We start from the raw sequence: 19,673 nt of genomic DNA, 5'->3' as shown, positions 1-19,673 counted from the left end.
CAGCCGTGAAAATTCCCTCCAACGTCATCACGCTTCTTATCGGCATCGTCATTACCCTGATTAGCCTGTGGTATGGCCAAAATCATGGGCTAATGCCTGTAGCTGCCTCTACGGATGCCCAGTCAATTGACGGTATTTTTAACTTTATGATGACCATCGCCACTGGCTTATTTTTGTTAGTGGAAGGAGTCCTCATTTACTGTGTGATTCGTTTTCGGCGACGTAAGGGCGATCAAACCGATGGCCCTCCGGTTGAAGGTAACGTTCCCCTCGAAATTCTCTGGACAGCCATTCCCACCATTGTTGTATTTATTCTGGCTGTCTATAGTTTTGAAGTCTATAACAGTCTAGGCGGTCTTGATCCGGTTATTTCAGCCGATAACGCCCCCGACAAAATGGCCATGAATCATTCCGGTCATTCCCATAACCATATGTTGGCCATGGCCCCTCAGTCACGGGTCGCCCTGGGCATTGGAGATAGCGTAGATGAAAATGGAGTCAAACCTTTGGTAGTGGATGTCAAAGGGATTCAGTATGCTTGGATTTTCACTTATCCCGAAACGGGCATTATCTCTGGAGAACTTCATGCTCCCGTTGATCGACCTGTGCAATTGAATATTAGTGCAGGGGATGTGATCCATGCGGTTTGGATTCCCCAACTACGCCTCAAACAGGATGCCATTCCAGGACGCGATTCTACTCTCGTTTTTAAAAGCAATCTCATTGGCGAATATCCGATTATCTGTGCTGAACTCTGTGGTTCCTATCATGGCGGCATGAAATCAATGTTCTATTCCCAAAGCCAAGAAGATTTTGATGCTTGGGTACAGGCCAATGCCCCAGAAGTTAGCCCCGCGAGTGAACCTGTCGCCTTAAATGTTCAGGATTTGAGTAATGGTGAATATTTGGCTCCCTACGCTCAGGAAATGGGCATTGATCAGAGTCATTTAGCTCAACTTAAACCCAGTCATCACAGCATGATCTAAATAACCCCTAGTCCCCCCATCTCCCCAGTCTCCCAGTCTCCCAGTCCCCCATTCGTTTCCCGACTCGTTTTCTACATTTTGTGATTTTCTTTAGCTAAAACTATGACCATCTCTGCTGATACCTTGACGGCGAGTCATCCCCAACGAAAATGGACAGATTACTTTACCTTTTGTACAGACCATAAAGTAATTGGTATTCAATATCTCGTTACCTCGTTTCTATTTTTCTTTATTGGCGGTTCCTTTGCGGAAGTGATGCGAACCGAATTGGCCACTCCCAACCCCGATTTTGTCTCGCCAGAGATGTATAACCAGTTCATGACTCTGCATGGGACGATCATGATCTTTCTCTGGATTGTACCGGCCGGAGCCGCCTTTGCTAATTATCTGATTCCCCTGATGATTGGGGCCGAAGATATGGCTTTTCCCCGTCTCAACGCTGTCGCTTTTTGGTTAACCCCTCCAGGCGGCGTTTTATTAATTGCCAGTTTTTTTGTGGGTGCGCCCCAATCTGGTTGGACTTCCTATCCTCCCCTCAGTTTAATTAGTGGTAAATGGGGAGAGGAAATCTGGATTTTGAGTGTCTTATTGGTGGGAACCTCTTCGATTTTGGGGGCCATTAATTTTGTCACCACCATTTTAAAAATGCGAATTCCTGATATGGATTTGCACAGTATGCCCCTTTTCTGTTGGGCGATGTTAGCAACTTCTTCTTTGATTTTGCTTTCTACCCCCGTTTTAGCGGCCGCTTTAATTCTGCTTTCCTTTGATCTAATTGCGGGAACCAGTTTCTTTAATCCGACTGGAGGCGGTGATCCTGTTGTTTATCAGCATTTGTTTTGGTTCTATTCCCATCCGGCGGTTTACATTATGATTCTGCCGTTCTTTGGGGTCATTTCTGAGGTGATTCCGGTTCATGCCCGTAAACCTATTTTTGGCTATCGGGCGATCGCCTATTCCAGTCTAGCCATTAGTTTTCTGGGTTTAATTGTTTGGGCCCACCATATGTTTACCAGTGGAACACCTGGTTGGCTGCGGATGTTCTTTATGGCCACCACTATGCTGATCGCAGTACCAACGGGAATCAAAATCTTTAGCTGGTGCGGAACTCTCTGGGGCGGCAAGATTAACCTCAATTCGGCCATGCTTTTTGCGATCGGCTTCTTAGCATCGTTCTTAATGGGAGGACTGACCGGCATCATGGTGGCCTCAGTGCCCTTTGATATTCATGTCCATGACACTTATTTTGTCGTCGGCCATTTCCATTACGTGCTTTTTGGGGGTAGTGCCCTAGCTTTATTCTCTGGCTTTTATCATTGGTTTCCCAAGATGACAGGGCGAATGATCAATGAAAACTTAGGTCGTCTGCATTTTGTTCTGACCTTTATTGGCTTAAATCTGACCTTTCTGCCCATGCACCAATTGGGGTTATTGGGAATGAATCGCCGTATTGCCCTTTATGATGTGCAATTCCAACCCCTCAATCTGGTTTGCACTGTCGGGGCTTACATCATGGCCGTTTCCACTGTCCCTCTCGTCATCAATGTGGCCTGGAGTTTATTTAAGGGAGAAAAAGCAGCCCGTAATCCCTGGCGTGCCTTAACCCTGGAATGGCAAACCGCCTCTCCTCCCATTATCGAAAACTTTGAGGAGGAACCAGTACTCTGGTCTGGCCCCTACGATTTCGGCATTGACTCGGAAAGTCTAGACGAGGAAGACTCCGTAGAGGAAATGCTGGCGAATGTGGTCGCAGAATCTCGCTAACGTCAGACCCATTAAATAGAGATCGTTTTCAATCATCGCAAGCTGGATTTACCAATTAATCATCATGCAAGGTTCTATTACGCCAACCAATTTAACGGCCTATACCCAGGCCGAAGTCGCAACCCATCATGGTCATCCCGATTATCGAATGTTTGGGATGGTGATGTTCCTCGTGGCAGAAAGTGCCATTTTTCTGGGGCTTTTTACCGCTTACTTGATTTATCGCAGTATGTCTCCGATTTGGCCGCCGGAAGGAACACCGGAGCGGGAATTACTCTTACCGGCGATTAACAGTGTCATCCTGATTGCCAGTAGTTTTGTCATGCACCAGGGTCAAACGGCCATTCGGAAGAATGATACAAAAGGGCTGCAATTGTGGTTAGGCATCACGGCTCTCATGGGCGCGATTTTTCTCTCTGGACAGTTGTATGAATATTTCCATTTAGAAATGGGCTTAACGACTAATCTGTTTTCCAGTTGTTTTTACGTGTTAACGGGATTTCATGGTTTGCACGTTACCTTTGGCTTAATGCTGATTCTCTCAGTCCTTTGGCGATCGCGGACGGCAGGCCATTATTCTAGCCACTCCCATTTTGGGGTAGAAGCAGCAGAACTTTATTGGCACTTTGTCGATGTCATTTGGGTAATCCTATTTATCCTGGTTTATTTGCTCTAGGCTGAAATAAATTATCCTCCTGCTTAGTCTACTGTGTACACACATCTTGAAAAAAGACACGCTTTGAGGTTTTATCCCCCAGGGCGAACGCATCTTATTTTTGAAAGGTAGGCTGGATAAGGGTTTCCGAGCTCATGATTGATTTTTTATGAAACTCTGAAAGTCTTATCAGAAAGGAGTCTAGAATTTAGATTCGTTTGCCCTGTGGGCCCAACAGACTTGACGCTGATTGACATCCAACCAGTTGTAGCTACTGTAACGGTCAGATACCACAATGCCCTGATAATCTTCTCCCAACATCTGCTTTGCTGATTCTTGAGAACGGCTTAAAGCAACTTTAAATACCGTAATAGCTTTACTAACCAATACCCATAACCAGCCTTTTTTCGCCGTTGGATTTTTACCGTCCCCATTACCTTGGAATCGTTACCTTTGTTCTTCTTTTATGTACGGAATGTGGGCTGAAACGACGCAAAACCGTTCCAAATTTATTTTTGCTGCTTTGGTATTGACCAAGGAACGATGGAGTCAATTTTGGGCAAAACTTGATCAATATGGGTTCCCTGTAGAACCCTGATTACACCAGCTTTTATCAAGAAAAGGTCGCACACTGACATAGTCTATTTTTAAGCTAGATTTCTTTTTTGATTCCACTCTACCAATATGCGATTACCCTGAGGGATAAAGTCCGATGAGGCTAGAAAATATAAGTTACGAAACACATTTTTAGTTGTTTAAAACTATTTTCCGTTGTTACTGTATGTCAAGTAATTTGCCTTGACCAGCTTTTTGTTAACAAAATCTTTTTTTCGAGGTTCCCGCTATTCATTCATGTTGCGGTAAGTGGCCACGGAAGAAGGGGAAATACTATTCAGGTAGCGGAAAATCCAGTATTTAAACACTGTGTCTAGAATAACGGGAAAGGTGGCGATAAATAGAAAATTAAAGTCTCGGTTTTCCGGTAGCCCAAAATGACGAGCAATACTCTCAAGAATTACTTCCCAACCGTGAGGGGAGTGAAAGCCCACAAACATATCGGTAAATAGAATGATTAAAAAGGCCTTAGCCGAGTCACTCAGACCATAGACAATCTCATCAATAAACTCTTTAACTACTTCAATTTCTTCTCTGCTACTAACTAAAACAATGACAAAGGCAATTAAGGATAATAGATCGGCAAAAATATTAGCGATCGCATTGGCTCCTACATGGCGGTAACTATTGGAAATTTCCTGAGCCTTTTCCTTAAGTCTTTCATCGATCTCTTCCGTCGATAACCTTTTTTCTGGTTGGATCAACCCTTGAAAACGCAGGGTATCTTCAAAATGTTTCAATTCTGCAAAAGCTTCTGTTTCTAAACTCTGGTTCAGAAAAACCATCTCTAAATGGTTATCAAAATACTTTTCGACGATGGGGGTCAGGAAAAAGGTCTTGGTGAGTTGATGGGTTAGTAAGGGAATAATAATCAACATCAATAAAAATTTGACCGAGAGGGTCGTTTTATAACGGGCACTGCGGTATTGATTTAAAACCTCTTCTTCTTTTTCATCTGATTGAGGATCCATTTCCTGCTTAAGACGATTCAGAGTTCGTAAAAAAGAGCGGGGTAGCATCCCGGTCTTACGAGAGGCACTGTCTAACTTCTGATTGCCATCATTGGGTCGAAGATAACGCGAGCTATTTTTGGGCATGGGTCGAGCTTTCCGTTGATTATCCATAATCCTGGCTGGGGGAAGAATCTCTGATGGGGGTAAGGGAGCGGCCGCGATCGCGATTGAAGAGGCAGATTCTATGGCGAGAGTAGAATATCGCGCTACCATCCCATCAATAAACTGAAGTTTTTCTAAAAGATAGTTAACCTCATCTTGTCCCTTCAATGAGTGATCTTTTGGTTGATTGTTTTCTACAATGTCAGGGACAACTGGTTGAAAATGTGGCGTTTTTTTAAAGGCCGCAAGATTGACCTGAATGGTTTGGAGATGCTGTTTAACTTCCGTTGTAAAATAAGTAATAACACTAGCACCATAGGCGATCGAATCGGCTGAAACTTTATGTCCTTGGAAATAGTGATCTTCTAGTTCCTTAATTTGAAGCGCGGCTTGAAAGGCTTGCTCTAAAGAGCGTTCCGTCCGGCCAGTCAACCATTGAGTTGTTTTATTCCACAAGGTATTGAGTTTCATTGATGGCTGAGTCATCCTAATGCAACAAAATAAAAGCGTCAGCCTCGTGGATTTGCTGGCACTTTTAAGAATAAGGGGTATCTTAGCAGATTTATTGAAGGGGAAATCGTGTTTGAACGATCAATTTGGGTGAGGGGAAGGACGCGCAGTGGTAAAACCCAGCGTCTCTGTCAAGGATTTCGGGATTGGGTGATCAATTTTGCGACCCCGATCATTCCTGCAAATCTCTGTCTTGTTCTTGCGGCCAATGAAAGCGATCGCCGTCAATTAGCTGATCGGTTAGCGATCGCCGTGGATGGACGCTATCCCGTGCAATGTAAAACCCCTTTAGGATTTATCAGCGAAGAAGTCTTACTTTTTTGGCCTCTCATTCTTGAACAAGCCGTCTGTCCCGCTCAATTTCCCTTGAGATTACGACCAGAAACGGAACAGGCCTTGGCAACGGCTTTGTGGCGAAAGATGAATGCCAAGCAAGAAACCCCCCGTTCCTTAGCGGCGGAATATCGCCTAGTACGAGATAGTTTGGATGTGATGCAGTTAGGGGGGGCTGCCGGTTTACCCTTGACAGAAATTTCTACGTTATTAACCAATAGTTGGCCCGACCATCAACAGCAGGATTGTTCCCCAGCAGAACGGGGACGTTTTTTGTTGGCCTGGCGACAGTGGTGTTTAGAGCAAGGTTTCTTGACCTATGGTTTGATCTATGATCTGTATTGGCAATATCTACTTCCCCAAGAGGATTATCAAGCACGACTGCAACAAAGATTCACGGCTGTTTTTGCTGATGATCTCGATGATTATCCAGTGATCGCCGCCGACTTAATTGAAACCCTTCTACAGGGGGGAGCCTGGGGATTATTGACTTACAACCTTGATGGCAAAATTCGTCTAGGACTCAATGCCGATCCCGATTATCTGGCTACGTTAGCCAGCTATTGCCAAATTGAAGCCTTAGACTGTCCCTCTGGATTAGCAGCAGATTGGGGCGAGAATATTTTAACTTTGTTAACCGATCCCCTCGCCAATTTACCCTTACCTCCTACCCTTCAATCTCTACAAACCACCTCTAGAGCAAAGCTGCTGCGAACCACTGCCAATCTGATCATTGAAACGGTTAAAGACGGAGAGATTAAACCCGAAGAGATTGCCATTATTGCCCCTGGCTTGGATGACATTGCTCGCTACAGCTTGATCGAAATGCTCACAGCCGCCCAGATCCCTATCGAACCCCTGAATGAGCAACGTCCTCTGCATAGTTCCCCTTTTGTGCGTTCCCTACTCACCCTTTCAGCGTTGGTTTATCCCGATTTAGGTAGATTAGCTTTGCGAGATGATGTCGCCGAAATGTTAGTGATTTTGAGCCAAACATCTCAAGACAGTTCTGGGGAAAAACATCAACGGCTAATACCAGCCATTGATCCGGTACGGGCGGGAATTCTTGCCGATGCCTGCTATCAATTGGATTTGGCTCAACCTCGACTATTACCCTTTGAGCGTTTTGCCCGTTGGGATCGTTTAGGTTATCAAGCAGCCACAGCTTACAAATCTCTTTCTGAATGGATTGAACAACGTCAAAAAGAAGTGGCGCAAAGTCCTGAGTTTAGTCCCCTCGAAATGCTGCACCAGGCTATGCAGGAATTAGTTCCCCCGATGGCCAAGCTGCCCTATTCCCAGGTATCGGCTTTACGAGAGTTGATGGAAACCGCTCAACATTTCTGGAAAGTGGAGCAACGTTTAGCTCAAAATCCTGAAAATGTGAACCTTACTCGTTTTGCTTTGGCAGATTTTATTCAATTGCTACGGCAGGGAACCATTACCGCCAATCCCTTACCCCATCGAGCTTTGGGCCATCCATCCCCACGCATTATTTTAGCGACTATTTTTCAATATCGATCACTGCGAACTCAGCACCCTTGGCATTTTTGGCTCGATGCAGGATCGGAACTGTGGAAGAAAGGAGGAGCGTCTCAGCTTTTTGCGGCCCCTATTTTTCAACGGGGTTGGTCTGGCTGGCAATGGATGGAAGACAACAGTTTACAAGCGGATCAAGAACGTTTTGAGCGCATCATGCGGGATTTATTGGCACGAGTTAGCGATCGCCTTTATCTCTGTCACAGTGATTTAAGTGTGCGCGGCGTAGAACAAACGGGCCCTTTGTTGGCATTAATTCAGCGATCGCCCTTATCCAGCCATTCCTAACTTTCTTAAATTTTGTTAAAGCCTGACATTAGATGGCAAACAGTAAAATAAGTAGTTGTACAAAATTAATTACACAAAAATCAGACTGAAAAGCTTGTATCCTACATTCCGCAGGTAGGTCAAGAGATAAAGTAGTATTTTTGACAGTAAGAGCAAAGAAAAGAAAGAATATGTTTGTGGTTAGAGGTGAAATTAACGATAGTTGGAATACCATCAATCTCTAACCAACGGATAAACAGAAAAGACTGAAAAACCCAACGCAGAGTGGGAGTAGAAGTAGGTATGCCTTTTTGATGAGGAATGGTCTGATGGGAAGCAGCCAAAGCCAGTTGTAGGCGACGTTGTGCCAAAGTGTAAACCAATAAAGAGACAACCATAATCATCATCAAAGCCATAATGCGTTGAGGATTCTTGAGAAAAAGAGCAGAAGCAAAAAAGAAAGGGTCTTTAAGGAAACGAAAGCCACGCTCGGTAATTTGTTGTGCCTTATATTCAGCCAACATCTGGTCAGGACTCAAAGCCTGAGAATCAAGAACATTAGTAGATAAAAACATTACACGGTAAGTTTGAGTTTTACTTACAAAAGTATCAAACGAATAAAAAAGAAAGCAACTATTTTCAGTTATCGGAGCAATTGCAGGAAAGGTTTGTGAGTCAAAGACTAGAGGAATTATGCGGTTATTACGCGAATCGGCTCAGTTATGAGAATGTAGCTGGTTTAGTAGAACGAGTAACAGGAGAAAACTTATTGAGTGACCAGACCATTTGGGAAATAGTGAAAGGGAAAGCCGAAACCTATAGTCAGCAAATCCGACAAACTGTACAAGAATCGTTAGAATCGACCACATCTGGGCAGATTCAGATTAAAAAAAACGTAGAGATTTATAACGTAGAGGAGTCAGAAATTCTCCTATTTGACGATGGTATTCAAGTCAAAGGACAAAAGTCTGAGCGCAATTCCCGTAGTGAATCCACTACCCATACTCCAAGTCCAGATACCACCAAGGATAAGATTCCCGCCGTCATTACCGATGTAGCAATGTTACAAACACCCAAAGGGGGATTTGAATATCTCGTTGCTCCTCTTAATACTGAGGTAGAAGAACCGATAAGTCTTGCCACAGTCGTTAGAGCGAGAATTCTCGCTCTCTATCAAAAGGAATCAAAACCGTTGAATATTGTTGCGATCGCCTCTAACTCAAAACCTATACCCGATCGCACTCTCATTTTTGCCTTGCGATCGCCTCTAACTCAAAACCTATACCCGATCGCACTCTCATTTTGGCCTTGCGATCGCCTCTAACTCAAAACCTATACCTGATCGCACTCTCATTTTGGCCTTGCGATCGCCTCTAAGTCAAGACCTATACCCCTATCGCACTCATTTTAGCCTTGCGATCGCCTCTAATTCAAAACCTATACCCGATCGCACTCTCATTTTGGCCTTGCGATCGCCTCTAATTCAAAACCTATACCTGATCGCACTCTCATTTTGGCCTTGCGATCGCCTCTAATTCAAAACCTATACCCGATCGCACTCTCATTTTTGCCTTGCGATCGCCTCTAACTCAAAACCTATACCCGATCGCACTCTCATTTTGGCCTTGCGATCGCCTCTAATTCAAAACCTATACCCGATCGCACTCTCATTTTGGCCTTGTGATCGCCTCTAAGTCAAGACCTATACCCCTATCGCACTCATTTTAGCCTTGCGATCGCCTCTAACTCAAAACCTATAACCTGATCGCCTCTAACTCAAAACCTATATTCCGATCGCACTCTTATTTCAGCTTTGCGATCGCCTCTAAGTCAAGACCTATACCCCTATCGCACTCATTTTAGCCTTGCGATCGCCTCTAATTCAAAACCTATACCTGATCGCACTCTCATTTTGGCCTTGCGATCGCCTCTAATTCAAAACCTATACCCCGATCTCACTCTCATTTTGGCCTTGCGATCGCCTCTAAGTCAAGACCTATACCCCTATCGCACTCATTTTAGCCTTGCGATCGCCTCTAACTCAAAACCTATAACCTGATCGCCTCTAACTCAAAACCTATATTCCGATCGCACTCTTATTTCAGCTTTGCGATCGCCTCTAAGTCAAGACCTATACCCCTATCGCACTCATTTTAGCCTTGCGATCGCCTCTAATTCAAAACCTATACCTGATCGCACTCTCATTTTGGCCTTGCGATCGCCTCTAACTCAAAACCTATACCCGATCGCACTCTCATTTTGGCCTTGCGATCGCCTCTAACTCAAAACCTATACCCGATCGCACTCTCATTTTGGCCTTGCGATCGCCTCTAACTCAAAACCTATACTCCGATCGCCTCTAACTCAAAACCTATACTCCGATCGCACTCTTATTTCAGCTTTGCGATCGCCTCTAATTCAAAACCTATACCTGATCGCACTCTCATTTTGGCCTTGCGATCGCCTCTAACTCAAAACCTAATACCCCGATCGCACTCTCATTTTGGCCTTGCGATCGCCTCTAACTCAGTGATTTGTTATACCCTGATCGCTCTCTCATTTTAGCCTTGCGAAAGTTTAATCTAGCTTCTTCTTGTGAACCTAACCTACGGCTGGCTTCTGATTAGTATTACCAGAGAAAAGCGATTCTGGGTTTCCTGTTGTCAACCCAACCTTGTATGTTGGGAATGGAGGATAGGAGCTATCCTAATCTCAAGAAGAACAAGAAAAAGAGTGACTCTGAACCCAACCTAAAGCAAAAAGCTTGCTTCGTAGATAAAGAGCCTCCTATTTGTTCTTCGGAATGTCACCTTCCGCAGACTGGACAGTATCAACGTGGCTTTTTCTCAAAAAACCTAGTATTTGCAAGGATAGCGCAGCAGAGTGACAACTATTTTTCTGACTCACAAGGAGTTAAACCATGAGCGAAAAAGAAGCCATTCTCGGCATAGATATTAGTAAAGACAAATTCTCAGCCGCTTTACTTAAGGGAGAGAAAAAAAGTCAGGTCAAAGAATTTTCCAATAACCTTGAAGGGTTCGAGCAACTCAAACAATGGTTAGAGCAAAACCAACTGGAAAAAGTTCATGCCTGCTTAGAAGCTACCAGTACCTACGGCCATTCAGTAGCAACTTATTTACACAGTTTAGGTCACGTTGTCAGTATTGTTAATCCTGCCCGAATTAAGGGATTTGCTCAAAGTCGCTTGAGTCGAACAAAAAATGCTCAAGCAGATGCGACAACGATTGCACGATTCTGTGCAGCCCTTAAACCACAAGCTTGGACACCTCCAAGTCCAGAAATGGCACAATTACAGTCTTATAGCCGTCGATTAAGAGCGTTAGAGCAGATGGCAACTCAAGAAAAAAATCGTTTAAAAACAACAGTTGATGAGAGTCTCATAGAAGATATTGAAGCTCATCTTGTGTTTTTAGAAACTCAAATTGACAATGTAAAAAAGCGACAAAAAGAATTGTTGAACGAATATAGTTCTCTAAAAAGTCAAGCAGATTTATTGACTTCGATTGTAGGAATTGGTGAGCCGACAGCAATGACAATTCTGGCAGAAATTGGCGATATTAATCAGTTTTCTTCTGCTCGTCAATTAGCAGCATTTGCGGGTTTAACCCCTCAAGAGCATCAATCGGGAACCTCTGTTAAAGGCAAAACTCGGTTGTGTAAAATTGGTAATCCTCATTTACGTAAGGCTCTTTATTTTCCTGCCTTGAGTTCTATACGTCATTGTTCTCCCATGAAGGACTTGCGAGAACGGTTTTTAGAGGCAGGAAAAAATATACTAAACACGGTCACAGGTTGCGAATTCTAAAAATAAGAGATAATATAATAAAAATAGAAAAATTAGTCAAGAGGCTGAGAAATGATTAAGTTAGAATTTACAGAAGAAGACAAAAGACTGTTGTCTTACGGTCGGTTTAATCACCCGCATCCTAGAGTGCAGCTAAAGATGGAAGTTTTATGGCTAAAAAGTCAGGGATTGTCTCATCAAAAAATTGCTCAATTCGCAGGAGTTTCAGTAAATACGGTGACAAGCTATATCCGTGATTATCAAGAGGGCGGGATAGAAAAACTAAAAGAAATAAAATTTAATCGCCCGAAAAGCGAGTTAACAGAGCATCAAGGGACAATTGAGGCATATTTTGAGTCAAATCCACCAGCAGCAATAAATGAAGCAGTAAAAAGAATAGAAGAATTAACAGGAATAAAAAGAAGTCCGACGCAAGTCAGAAAATTTTTAAAGTCAATAGGAATGAGGTTTCTAAAGGTGGGAACAATTCCATCAAAAGCAGATGTAGAAGCTCAGGATAGCTATAGAGAAAAAGAACTAGAACCAAGGCTAGAAGAGGCAAAAGCAGGAAAAAGGGCAGTTTTCTTTGTAGATGCCTCTCATTTTGTAATGGGAGCATTTGTAAATTTTATATGGTGCTTCAAGAGGATTTTTATTCTGACTTTTCCCGTTAAGTGCGGATTGCAAGCTGCCAGCCTTGGCAAAGGTCATGCAACTTCAACCAACCGCGCCAAAGGACTTGGATACCGAGAGGAGTTTTACGACGATGTTCAAGATAACCACCAAGAAAAGCAACAGACTCGACAGCCCAAGCAACAGTCAAAATAGGGGGAAGTTTTTGAGAGGCGGCTGCTTTTAACACCTGAAGTTGAAGAGGATTAAGAATTTCAATCGCGAGAGCATCGGGCTGGGTACGATGAAGATAAGTAACGTGTAAAAGTTCAACAGCAATGACACTTAAAAAACCCAAAAGAGTTTTCATTCCATCAGAGGCAAGTCGATAACGCTCACTCTGACAACCAGACTTAAGGACTTTATGAAATTCTTCAACCCGCCATCGGTAGGTGTACCAACGAAGAATAGTGACAGCCATCTCAATAGTCTCAACAACTTCTGTAGTCAGAAGCATCCAAGATAAAGGAGTTTCGCCTTCGGGACAATCGATTTCTGTCGCATAAACAGCATAGACATTCAACGGGTCACGATTATCAAAACGATAGGGAGTTCGTAGATTAACTGAGCAAAATCGGACGGCAAGCTTAACCTTCCGTGCTTTTCTTTTTCCTGTACTCGGAATCTCGATTTCTTGATGAAAACGAATCGGTTCTGATTCCAAATGTTGCCAAAGTCGTTCACTATTTTTGTCTAAACTACGATTATGAGACGCTCTGACCAGCACTCCTGTATGCTTGAGTTGACGCACTGAGTCAAAGACTTCTGAAACATCTCCTTCTCTGTCAAATACATGAATTACCCTCGTTGAACTTTCTACCTGTTTCTCACAGGTGTTTAGAGCCTCTACCCATTTGTAGGATTCTTTTTCCTCAAATGGTCTTTGACGAGCTGCTTTTCTTTGTTCTTTCTGTCTTTCTTTTTTCTGCTTCGCCGTTTCATCTGTTGGGGGCTTTTCTTTTACCTCCCTATTCCACAGTTTTTGCCATAATAAACCTAATACTTGTCCTTTTTCTGGCTCAATTGCTAAAGCACTATGCAGTATTAATCCATTCCCTCCTTTTCCAGTCGGCCCATACCCTTCCCTTTTTTCCTTGATATTGCGATAATCTAAGAAGGTCGTATCTCCGACTGATAGCATTATCTTATATTCTTCTACGGCGGCAGTTGTCATTTCACAGTGCGGCTCTATTATCTTGACAAAGTCTGTTTTCGGATTCCCAAAAATTCATAGGCCCTCTTTAACTCGTTTCCTCCCTTAAACACTTCTGATAAGGCTTTTCCAAACCCCTCACTTAACTTTTTCCCAATCGAGAAGGCACGATTGTTTAGCCTCTCGTCTCCCAATTCACAACTGGCAAAGTTTTTTGTCCACCATTCCAACATTTTTTGACCTGCCCTTTAAGATTTTCTCCATTTTACAGTCTCATACTCCCTTCATCCTTTGTTTTTGAAATTTGAACGATAAGCGGGATGATGGCTTCAGAATATTTTTTTCCTGTCAAGAGAATCATTACTCAAACCCTTGCCAGATAAAGCCTCTAGAAGTTTGCATTGCTGGATTTTGGACTTAACGGGAAAAGTCAGATTTTTATTAAGTCACCATCAGGGAGAAAACGTTTTAATGTGTTAGGAGCATTAAATGCAATTACCCATGAAGTAATTATGGTAACGAACAGTTCTTATATTACGGGAACTCAGGTTTGTGAACTCCTAGAAAAGATAGCAGAATTAGGACTATTAATACCGATTACGTTGGTATTAGACAATGCTCGTTATCAAAAATGCCGAATTGTACAGGAGTTGGCAGAATCATTAGGAATAGAGTTACTGTACTTACCTCCTTATTCTCCTAACTTGAATTTAATTGAAAGACTGTGGAAGTTTGTGAAGAAGAAGTGTTTATACGCAAAATATTATGAAGATTTTACGCAGTTTTCTGCAGCAATTTCAGGATGTCTTGAGGATGCTAACGTAAAATATAAGGAGGAGCTTGATTCTCTGCTCACCTTACGATTTCAACGCTTTGATAAATCTCAGATTATGAACGTTTGAAGTATAAGATGCAGATCGTTGGGGTTGTAATGCACAAACTCATTCGGATTGTTTACGGGGTTCTCAAGTCAGGGAAACCGTTTGACCAGACTAAGTTGGCTCTTCCTAACGTTGTTTTAGAGGAGGAAACTGATTTTTTGCCTGCTTCCCCTTGACACTTAACACAGTATCTACTAAGTGGCTAGTTTTCGGGGCAATGCGACCACCACTTCCACTAAGCTAAAAATCTGAGGGCTGATTTCACTTTTTAAACAGAGGAAAAATTGAATAGTATGGAAGCTGCTAAAAATGATTTTGCGGCGTGATGTGTGATGACTTTATAGCCCACATTCCGCACAGCAATTCTAAATTTGCGCTGTAGCAAGGGTTTCAGGTTTTAGTTCGCGTAATACCATTTTTCAAAACCCTTGTCATAGATCAGGATAGTCAAAGCCTTACGGTGAGCGGATTGAGTATGTCAGCCGTTTTGAAATTTTTTATAATACGGGGTAAAATTCAACGGGATTAACAAGTTCATTTTACGAGTCTTTAGGCTTTTAGGCATAACAGTACACCCAGAATTGCCTCAAAAACCCCCTTTAAAATGTTCTTTAAATCCCTAAAAGGCTTGCTGTGTCTTAAAACTGAGAATTGCTGATTGATGACACGCCCTAGGACTCACAAATCTTTCCTGCAATTGCTCCGATAACTCAAAGTAGTTGGCTTCTTTTTTATTAATTTGATACTTTTGTTGCTGAAACTCAAACTTACCGTGCAAGGTTTTTATACATACTTTTCTTGTACCATTACACGAAAAATTTAGTTTTTTTAGCTTCTTCTGTGAACTCCTTTTGTGTCTGGGTCAGCAAGCTTACCTCTATGTCATACAAACTTTGAGTTCCTATTTCCATTGGAAATGGGCTATTTTGACTGAGAATATTACCCTTATCGTCACGAATTACGAATTCTACTGTTACTTTCATATTTTTCCTCATTTTTTAAGACAAACTAGGTTTTTGCTTTTTCTCATTTTACCTAACCATCAACTAATTATTTACAGGTAGATTATTTTCGTAATGAATTCTGGCTCCAGCCCACTGCAATTTATCCCGTAGTGTCTGATAAAAGGAGTAGCTTTCTCTGAGCAAAATAAATTTGACAGCATATTTAGCCATACAGACACCGACCCATTGCCCTGGCCAAATGCCTGTTGCTAGAGAACCATCCGTCCATAGCTTTGTATTAAGCTCATAATCTCCAAAGGGCCAAATATTAACGTTGGAACCGGGGGGAATGACAATTGGACGACTAGACAAACTGAGGGGACAAATGGGGGTAACAATAATCGCGTCCATGCCTGGGTGAAGAATAGGGCCATTGGCCGAGGCGGTATAACAGGTAGAACCGGTGGGCGTTGCCACTAACAAACCATCGCACTGATACTGATCAACCAACTCGCTATCTATTTCAATTTCAATCGTCGAAGTCGGCATTCGATCAATACAGGCCGGTTTAACACACATTTCATTAAGGGCATAAAAGCGATCGCTGACGGATTGAGGATTATGGCGATCGCCTTCAAATAGACCAGCTTCTAACATCATGCGTTGTTGTACTGCATAACGATCTTCTGTGAGACGCTCCCAAATCGCTTCCGTATCCTGAAAAATATCAAAGGGTTCGGTTAAAAAGCCGAGATGTCCCCCGACATTGACAGCTAAAATAGGAATTTCTTCTGGAGCTAAATGTCTCGCTGCGGCCAGTACCGTACCATCCCCCCCTAAGACGATCGCTAGATCAATCTTTTCGGTTGCCGAAGCCAGAAAAACCGGATAGGGGTTATCTTTAAAACCACTCGGCCCCATCAAGACCTTACAATTGCGGGCTTCTAGTTGCTTAGCACAGGTTTCAGCCCAAGCTTTACTTTGGGGATGACCTGCCTTGTGAGCGATAATGACTTGCTTTAATTCCATCGTTTTTCCTGTTTCCCCAGAAACGGCTGATGATTTTATTTTATGAGCTTTGGTGGCGGTTCAAAAAGATCACAGACTAGATTAAGTATTTCTACCCGTAAAAATATAACGAATTGCAAACTTTTCTATCAACTTCTCGATTTCTTATTCTACAATTAGAAAAACAATACATCTCGCAATTTTAGCAATTTAATGAACTCAGAATTTCTCGCACAGGCTCGCGCTTATAAAAATGAATTAATTGCCCGTCTATTTGGTCAACCCGAATCCTCCCCTACTGAGACTGAAAAACTTAGCATTCTTCAGGCAATTCCTGAAGGAAGTAACATTGTTGGGGTCGGATTTGGCCATAAAGTAACCCAGGGAAGTATTGCCAGGGAGGAACCAGTTATTCGGGTTTATGTCAGAGCAAAATTATTAGAGTCTGAGTTATCTGAGAAAATGAAAATCCCCAAGGAAATTAATGGCATTCCCACTGATGTCATCGAAGTCGGCGAGGTTAATCCCCATAGCACACCTTGTGGTGTTTCCGTTAGTCATCAAAGCGGTAAACCCGGCACGATTGGCTGTCTAGTGCGGAAGACCGATGGCAGTAGTAATGCTGATTTTTTATTATCTAATAATCACATCTTTGCTAATTTTAACACGGCAAAAATTGGAGATTTTATCGTACAACCGGCGATTAGTGATGGCGGAAATCAGGTGATTGCCCAGTTGACAGATTTTCAAGTGATGAATTTTAGTGGTGCTCCTAATTTTATGGATGCTGCGATCGCCCAGGTCTTTACAGCCGGTCAAGTCACCCCTAATATTAAAGGGATTGGCAATATTAACCCGAATCCCATAGCTGCAAAAGTGAATCAATCTGTTCGCAAAAATGGCAGAACGACGGGCTTAACAATGGGCATTATTAGTGATCCAGCCGTCGATATGATGATTCCCTATGTCTCTAAAGTTGCCCGTCTAGAAGATCATATTATGATTAGTAATGTGGGAACTCCTTTTAGTCAGGTGGGAGATTCGGGTTCCCTAGTGGTAGATTCAGCGACGTTGCGACCCGTTGGCTTGTTAGCGGCCGGGGGAAATGGCTTTTCTCTGGCAAGTCCTATTGGCCCAATTTTGCAACGCTTTAAAATTGCTCTGGTTTAAGATTTGGGGACTGACTTTCTAGCTCGGCAAAATAGCGGGGATAAAGGCGATCGCTGAAAAATAAAGTTCCAGCCGCTACACAGAGAGGAATGGTTACTAAATTAACGAGGGGGATACTCACTAAACCTAAACAGGTTAGACCAAATCCCCCACTACTGGGCAGACTTTTAACAATCAGGCCTAATTTAGCCCGAAAGGTTAAGCGACGACGCTCTAAGGGTTGATCTAAGAAATCTAAACAGGTTAAAGTTGTGGTAATTGTAATGCCTCCAATCGTAGCGATTAGTGGGCCAATGCCTGGGAAAAAATTGAACAGAAAACAGGGAAAACCCAAACCAATAATGATCACTAATTTCTTAAGTTCAAAAGCGATCGCCCGTTGTATTTCCCGAAGCAACCCGACTTCCTTGAGGTAACATTTGCCTAATCGCAAAAATTCCAATTTTTCTGATAGACGACCATACCAGGGCGCACCGAGCAAGACACCGATCTGGGCTAAAATAAAGCCAGTGAGAATCAAGGTTGCTAACTGCAAAAATAACTTTACTACCCAGAATAAAACCTGAATTAGAATCTCAATTCCCTGCAACCAAGTGGGTAACTGATTGTAAATTATCTGCCATTGATCGCGGCTATTGATGAGGATAATCTCAATGGTATTTTGTTCCCAGGAAAATAATTGCCAATAGAGAAAAATACCGAGGCCAATATTTAGTAAGAGGGGAATAATAATATAGGGTAAAAGAGACGGCGATCGCCAAAATAATGCTAATGTTTGAAAAGGGTAACTAGCTCCTGTTAAAAGACCAAAACCACTCAAGATTTGTTGTAGAAGTTTGCTATACATCGGTTATAGCTTGTAAAATAATGGGCAGTGGTGTCGCCTAGCTGGAGACAAAAAGACTTACAGTTAGAGGGGTTCAACAAAACACACGAAGTTGAAGTAACTCCTCCCACGTTAACCCTTTTTGAATGATACCGAGAACTACAGCAAGGACTTTTTTGATAGTAAAATGTCTGCGAACAAAGTTATGAACCCTCCAGAAAATATCTTGCTGTAAATTTTTCGTTGATGATATCTTCTGATCCAATGGCGGAAGTCTTACCATGCCGTGACCAAGGATAAGCTATCAACGAATTATTTACAGGTAGAATTTTGTTCAATGTTGACATGGTTTTCCTTTTCTCTTACCTTTGATATTATGACAATAATAATAGTATAACAAGAATGGAGTTGTGTCTAGTCTTTAATTATTTTTTCGTTTTCTCCAAGCCTTACACTATAAATTTTTGCGGATTTACTCAGACGATACCAGTGCCAGATTAGGCTATCGGAACTAAATCAATCAACTATTGAGCAATTAGATGGAAGCCTATAAATCGTAACGGAGATCGCCCACTTGTAATCTTGATTCTGCTACACTTGAGCCATTATTGTCTTAGTATCAACTTCAATCAGATGTCGCCTGCCACTCCCTACCAACCCATTTTATTAAGAATATTACACGCTGCGATCGCCATACTCACTTTATCGGCTCTTATTTCGGGTTTTGGGGTTTACAACACCTATGACAAACGCTGGGGAAGTCTTAATTTACCCAGATTAGACGCTATTCAAGATATTCATGGAACCATTGCTCTGACCTTCTTATTAATACTGCCAGTCTTTGCTCTATACAGTTTTCGTATTGGCTATCGCCGCTTAGTACAAGAGCAGTCTTTGAGGCATTTAACGGAAATTGGTAAACCGATTTGGTGGGTATCACTCCATCGTATCTCTAACACATTAATCTTGTTTTCTATAACCTTTGCCATTATAACAGGACGCATGATGGAAGAAGAATGGCTTCCTGCGGGAGAACTTTTTCACCCCTGGTATATCGCTCATTTAACAGCATGGTTTTGTGTGTTAATAAGCGTAGCATTCCATTTATTATTAGGGGCAAAAATAGGGGGATTTTCTCTGTTAATTTCCATGTTTAGTACCCAAAAAAGCAGTGAAGATAAGCTATCTAATTGGTTGAAAGATATTCGGGTTAATCGGCTGAGTAAACTCTTGAAAATCATAGAATTCATAGTGATTGGTGGAATTATTTTAGCCTTTATCTTGCCATTGTTTAATTAGCTTTAAATTCTACAATATCTAAATATAACGTCTACTTAAATATAACCTCGCAATTTATGGCACAATAAAAAAGTTATTTTCTCCCTCCAAACTGATGACTGAAGCTCTCTCTACTCAATACGACCCCGCGA

At 42.4% G+C, this 19,673-nt stretch carries 18 protein-coding genes and 2 pseudogenes; 13 read left to right on the top strand and 7 right to left on the bottom strand.

What is annotated here, in order from left to right:
- The first annotated feature begins 5 nt into the window (after positions 1-5).
- The 3 genes from KA717_05925 to KA717_05915 all read left to right on the top strand — a co-directional run bounded on the left by KA717_05925 (position 6) and on the right by KA717_05915 (position 3,426).
- On the top strand, positions 6-986 hold the full coding sequence (locus tag KA717_05925) for a cytochrome c oxidase subunit II (GenBank protein ID UXE62340.1): 981 nt from the start codon (positions 6-8) through the stop codon (positions 984-986).
- Positions 987-1,088: 102 nt separating this feature from the next.
- Positions 1,089-2,750: a cytochrome c oxidase subunit I gene (gene ctaD / locus KA717_05920; protein UXE62339.1), complete on the top strand. Its 1,662-nt coding sequence runs from the start codon at positions 1,089-1,091 to the stop codon at positions 2,748-2,750.
- A gap of 64 nt (positions 2,751-2,814) precedes the next feature.
- Complete coding sequence (locus tag KA717_05915; GenBank protein ID UXE62338.1) at positions 2,815-3,426, top strand: heme-copper oxidase subunit III; 612 nt, start codon at positions 2,815-2,817, stop codon at positions 3,424-3,426.
- A 180-nt stretch (positions 3,427-3,606) separates the two neighbouring features.
- Here KA717_05915 and KA717_05910 read toward each other — a convergent pair whose 3' ends face one another.
- Together KA717_05910 and KA717_05905 are read right to left on the bottom strand one after the other, a co-directional pair.
- A complete protein-coding gene (locus tag KA717_05910) occupies positions 3,607-3,792 on the bottom strand; it encodes a transposase (GenBank protein UXE62337.1) in 186 nt (61 codons plus the stop codon).
- Between the two features lie 455 nt (positions 3,793-4,247).
- Positions 4,248-5,606, bottom strand: a complete 1,359-nt coding sequence (locus KA717_05905; GenBank protein UXE62336.1) for a proton extrusion protein PcxA — start codon at positions 5,604-5,606, stop codon at positions 4,248-4,250.
- Positions 5,607-5,795: 189 nt separating this feature from the next.
- Between KA717_05905 and KA717_05900 the strand changes: the two genes are divergently transcribed.
- Positions 5,796-7,805: a hypothetical protein gene (locus KA717_05900; protein ID UXE62335.1), complete on the top strand. Its 2,010-nt coding sequence runs from the start codon at positions 5,796-5,798 to the stop codon at positions 7,803-7,805.
- Positions 7,806-7,924: 119 nt separating this feature from the next.
- Here the strand turns inward: KA717_05900 and KA717_05895 are convergent, their stop codons facing one another.
- Positions 7,925-8,359, bottom strand: a complete 435-nt coding sequence (locus KA717_05895) for an IS1634 family transposase (protein UXE62334.1) — start codon at positions 8,357-8,359, stop codon at positions 7,925-7,927.
- Between the two features lie 95 nt (positions 8,360-8,454).
- Here KA717_05895 and KA717_05890 point away from each other — a divergent pair, with 95 nt between their 5' ends.
- The 6 genes and pseudogenes from KA717_05890 to KA717_05865 all read left to right on the top strand — a co-directional run bounded on the left by KA717_05890 (position 8,455) and on the right by KA717_05865 (position 12,246).
- Positions 8,455-9,108, top strand: coding sequence for a hypothetical protein (locus KA717_05890; GenBank protein ID UXE62333.1), 654 nt, complete (start codon positions 8,455-8,457; stop codon positions 9,106-9,108).
- 37 nt (positions 9,109-9,145) lie between these two features.
- The gene (locus tag KA717_05885; GenBank protein ID UXE62332.1) at positions 9,146-9,319 is read left to right on the top strand and encodes a hypothetical protein; all 174 of its coding nucleotides are present in this window, start codon (positions 9,146-9,148) and stop codon (positions 9,317-9,319) included.
- Between the two features lie 278 nt (positions 9,320-9,597).
- Positions 9,598-9,843: a hypothetical protein gene (locus tag KA717_05880; protein UXE62331.1), complete on the top strand. Its 246-nt coding sequence runs from the start codon at positions 9,598-9,600 to the stop codon at positions 9,841-9,843.
- A gap of 48 nt (positions 9,844-9,891) precedes the next feature.
- Positions 9,892-10,065, top strand: coding sequence for a hypothetical protein (locus KA717_05875; protein ID UXE62330.1), 174 nt, complete (start codon positions 9,892-9,894; stop codon positions 10,063-10,065).
- Between the two features lie 639 nt (positions 10,066-10,704).
- Positions 10,705-11,610 carry an IS110 family transposase gene (locus tag KA717_05870; GenBank protein ID UXE62329.1) on the top strand — a complete coding sequence of 302 codons (906 nt, stop codon included), beginning with the start codon at positions 10,705-10,707 and terminating at the stop codon, positions 11,608-11,610.
- Between the two features lie 51 nt (positions 11,611-11,661).
- Positions 11,662-12,246 (top strand): annotated as a pseudogene (locus KA717_05865) (helix-turn-helix domain-containing protein).
- A 13-nt stretch (positions 12,247-12,259) separates the two neighbouring features.
- Here the strand turns inward: KA717_05865 and KA717_05860 are convergent.
- Both KA717_05860 and KA717_05855 read right to left on the bottom strand, forming a co-directional pair.
- Entirely contained in the window at positions 12,260-13,435 is a 1,176-nt protein-coding gene (locus tag KA717_05860; GenBank protein UXE62328.1) for an IS4 family transposase, read from the bottom strand.
- Between the two features lie 17 nt (positions 13,436-13,452).
- Positions 13,453-13,647, bottom strand: a complete 195-nt coding sequence (locus KA717_05855; protein ID UXE62327.1) for a transposase — start codon at positions 13,645-13,647, stop codon at positions 13,453-13,455.
- Between the two features lie 198 nt (positions 13,648-13,845).
- On the opposite strand from KA717_05855, the pseudogene KA717_05850 reads away from it, so the two are divergent.
- A pseudogene (locus tag KA717_05850) lies at positions 13,846-14,316 on the top strand (IS630 family transposase).
- Positions 14,317-15,341: 1,025 nt separating this feature from the next.
- Here the strand turns inward: KA717_05850 and KA717_05845 are convergent.
- Positions 15,342-16,268, bottom strand: a complete 927-nt coding sequence (locus KA717_05845; GenBank protein ID UXE62326.1) for an NAD(+) kinase — start codon at positions 16,266-16,268, stop codon at positions 15,342-15,344.
- Between the two features lie 192 nt (positions 16,269-16,460).
- Here KA717_05845 and KA717_05840 point away from each other — a divergent pair, with 192 nt between their 5' ends.
- Positions 16,461-17,417, top strand: a complete 957-nt coding sequence (locus KA717_05840; protein ID UXE62325.1) for a S1 family peptidase — start codon at positions 16,461-16,463, stop codon at positions 17,415-17,417.
- Here the strand turns inward: KA717_05840 and KA717_05835 are convergent.
- Positions 17,398-18,264, bottom strand: a complete 867-nt coding sequence (locus tag KA717_05835) for an EI24 domain-containing protein (protein UXE62324.1) — start codon at positions 18,262-18,264, stop codon at positions 17,398-17,400. The two genes, KA717_05840 and KA717_05835, sit on opposite strands and share 20 nt — an antisense overlap.
- Before the next feature lie 612 nt (positions 18,265-18,876).
- On the opposite strand from KA717_05835, the gene KA717_05830 reads away from it, so the two are divergent.
- Positions 18,877-19,542, top strand: a complete 666-nt coding sequence (locus tag KA717_05830; GenBank protein ID UXE62323.1) for a cytochrome b/b6 domain-containing protein — start codon at positions 18,877-18,879, stop codon at positions 19,540-19,542.
- Positions 19,543-19,673: the final 131 nt, after the last annotated feature.

This window comes from Woronichinia naegeliana WA131, from assembly GCA_025370055.1.
Lineage (GTDB): Bacteria > Cyanobacteriota > Cyanobacteriia > Cyanobacteriales > Microcystaceae > Woronichinia > Woronichinia naegeliana.
The sequence above is the reverse complement of the archived record's forward strand: the minus strand, read 5'-3'. Positions and strand labels throughout refer to the sequence as shown.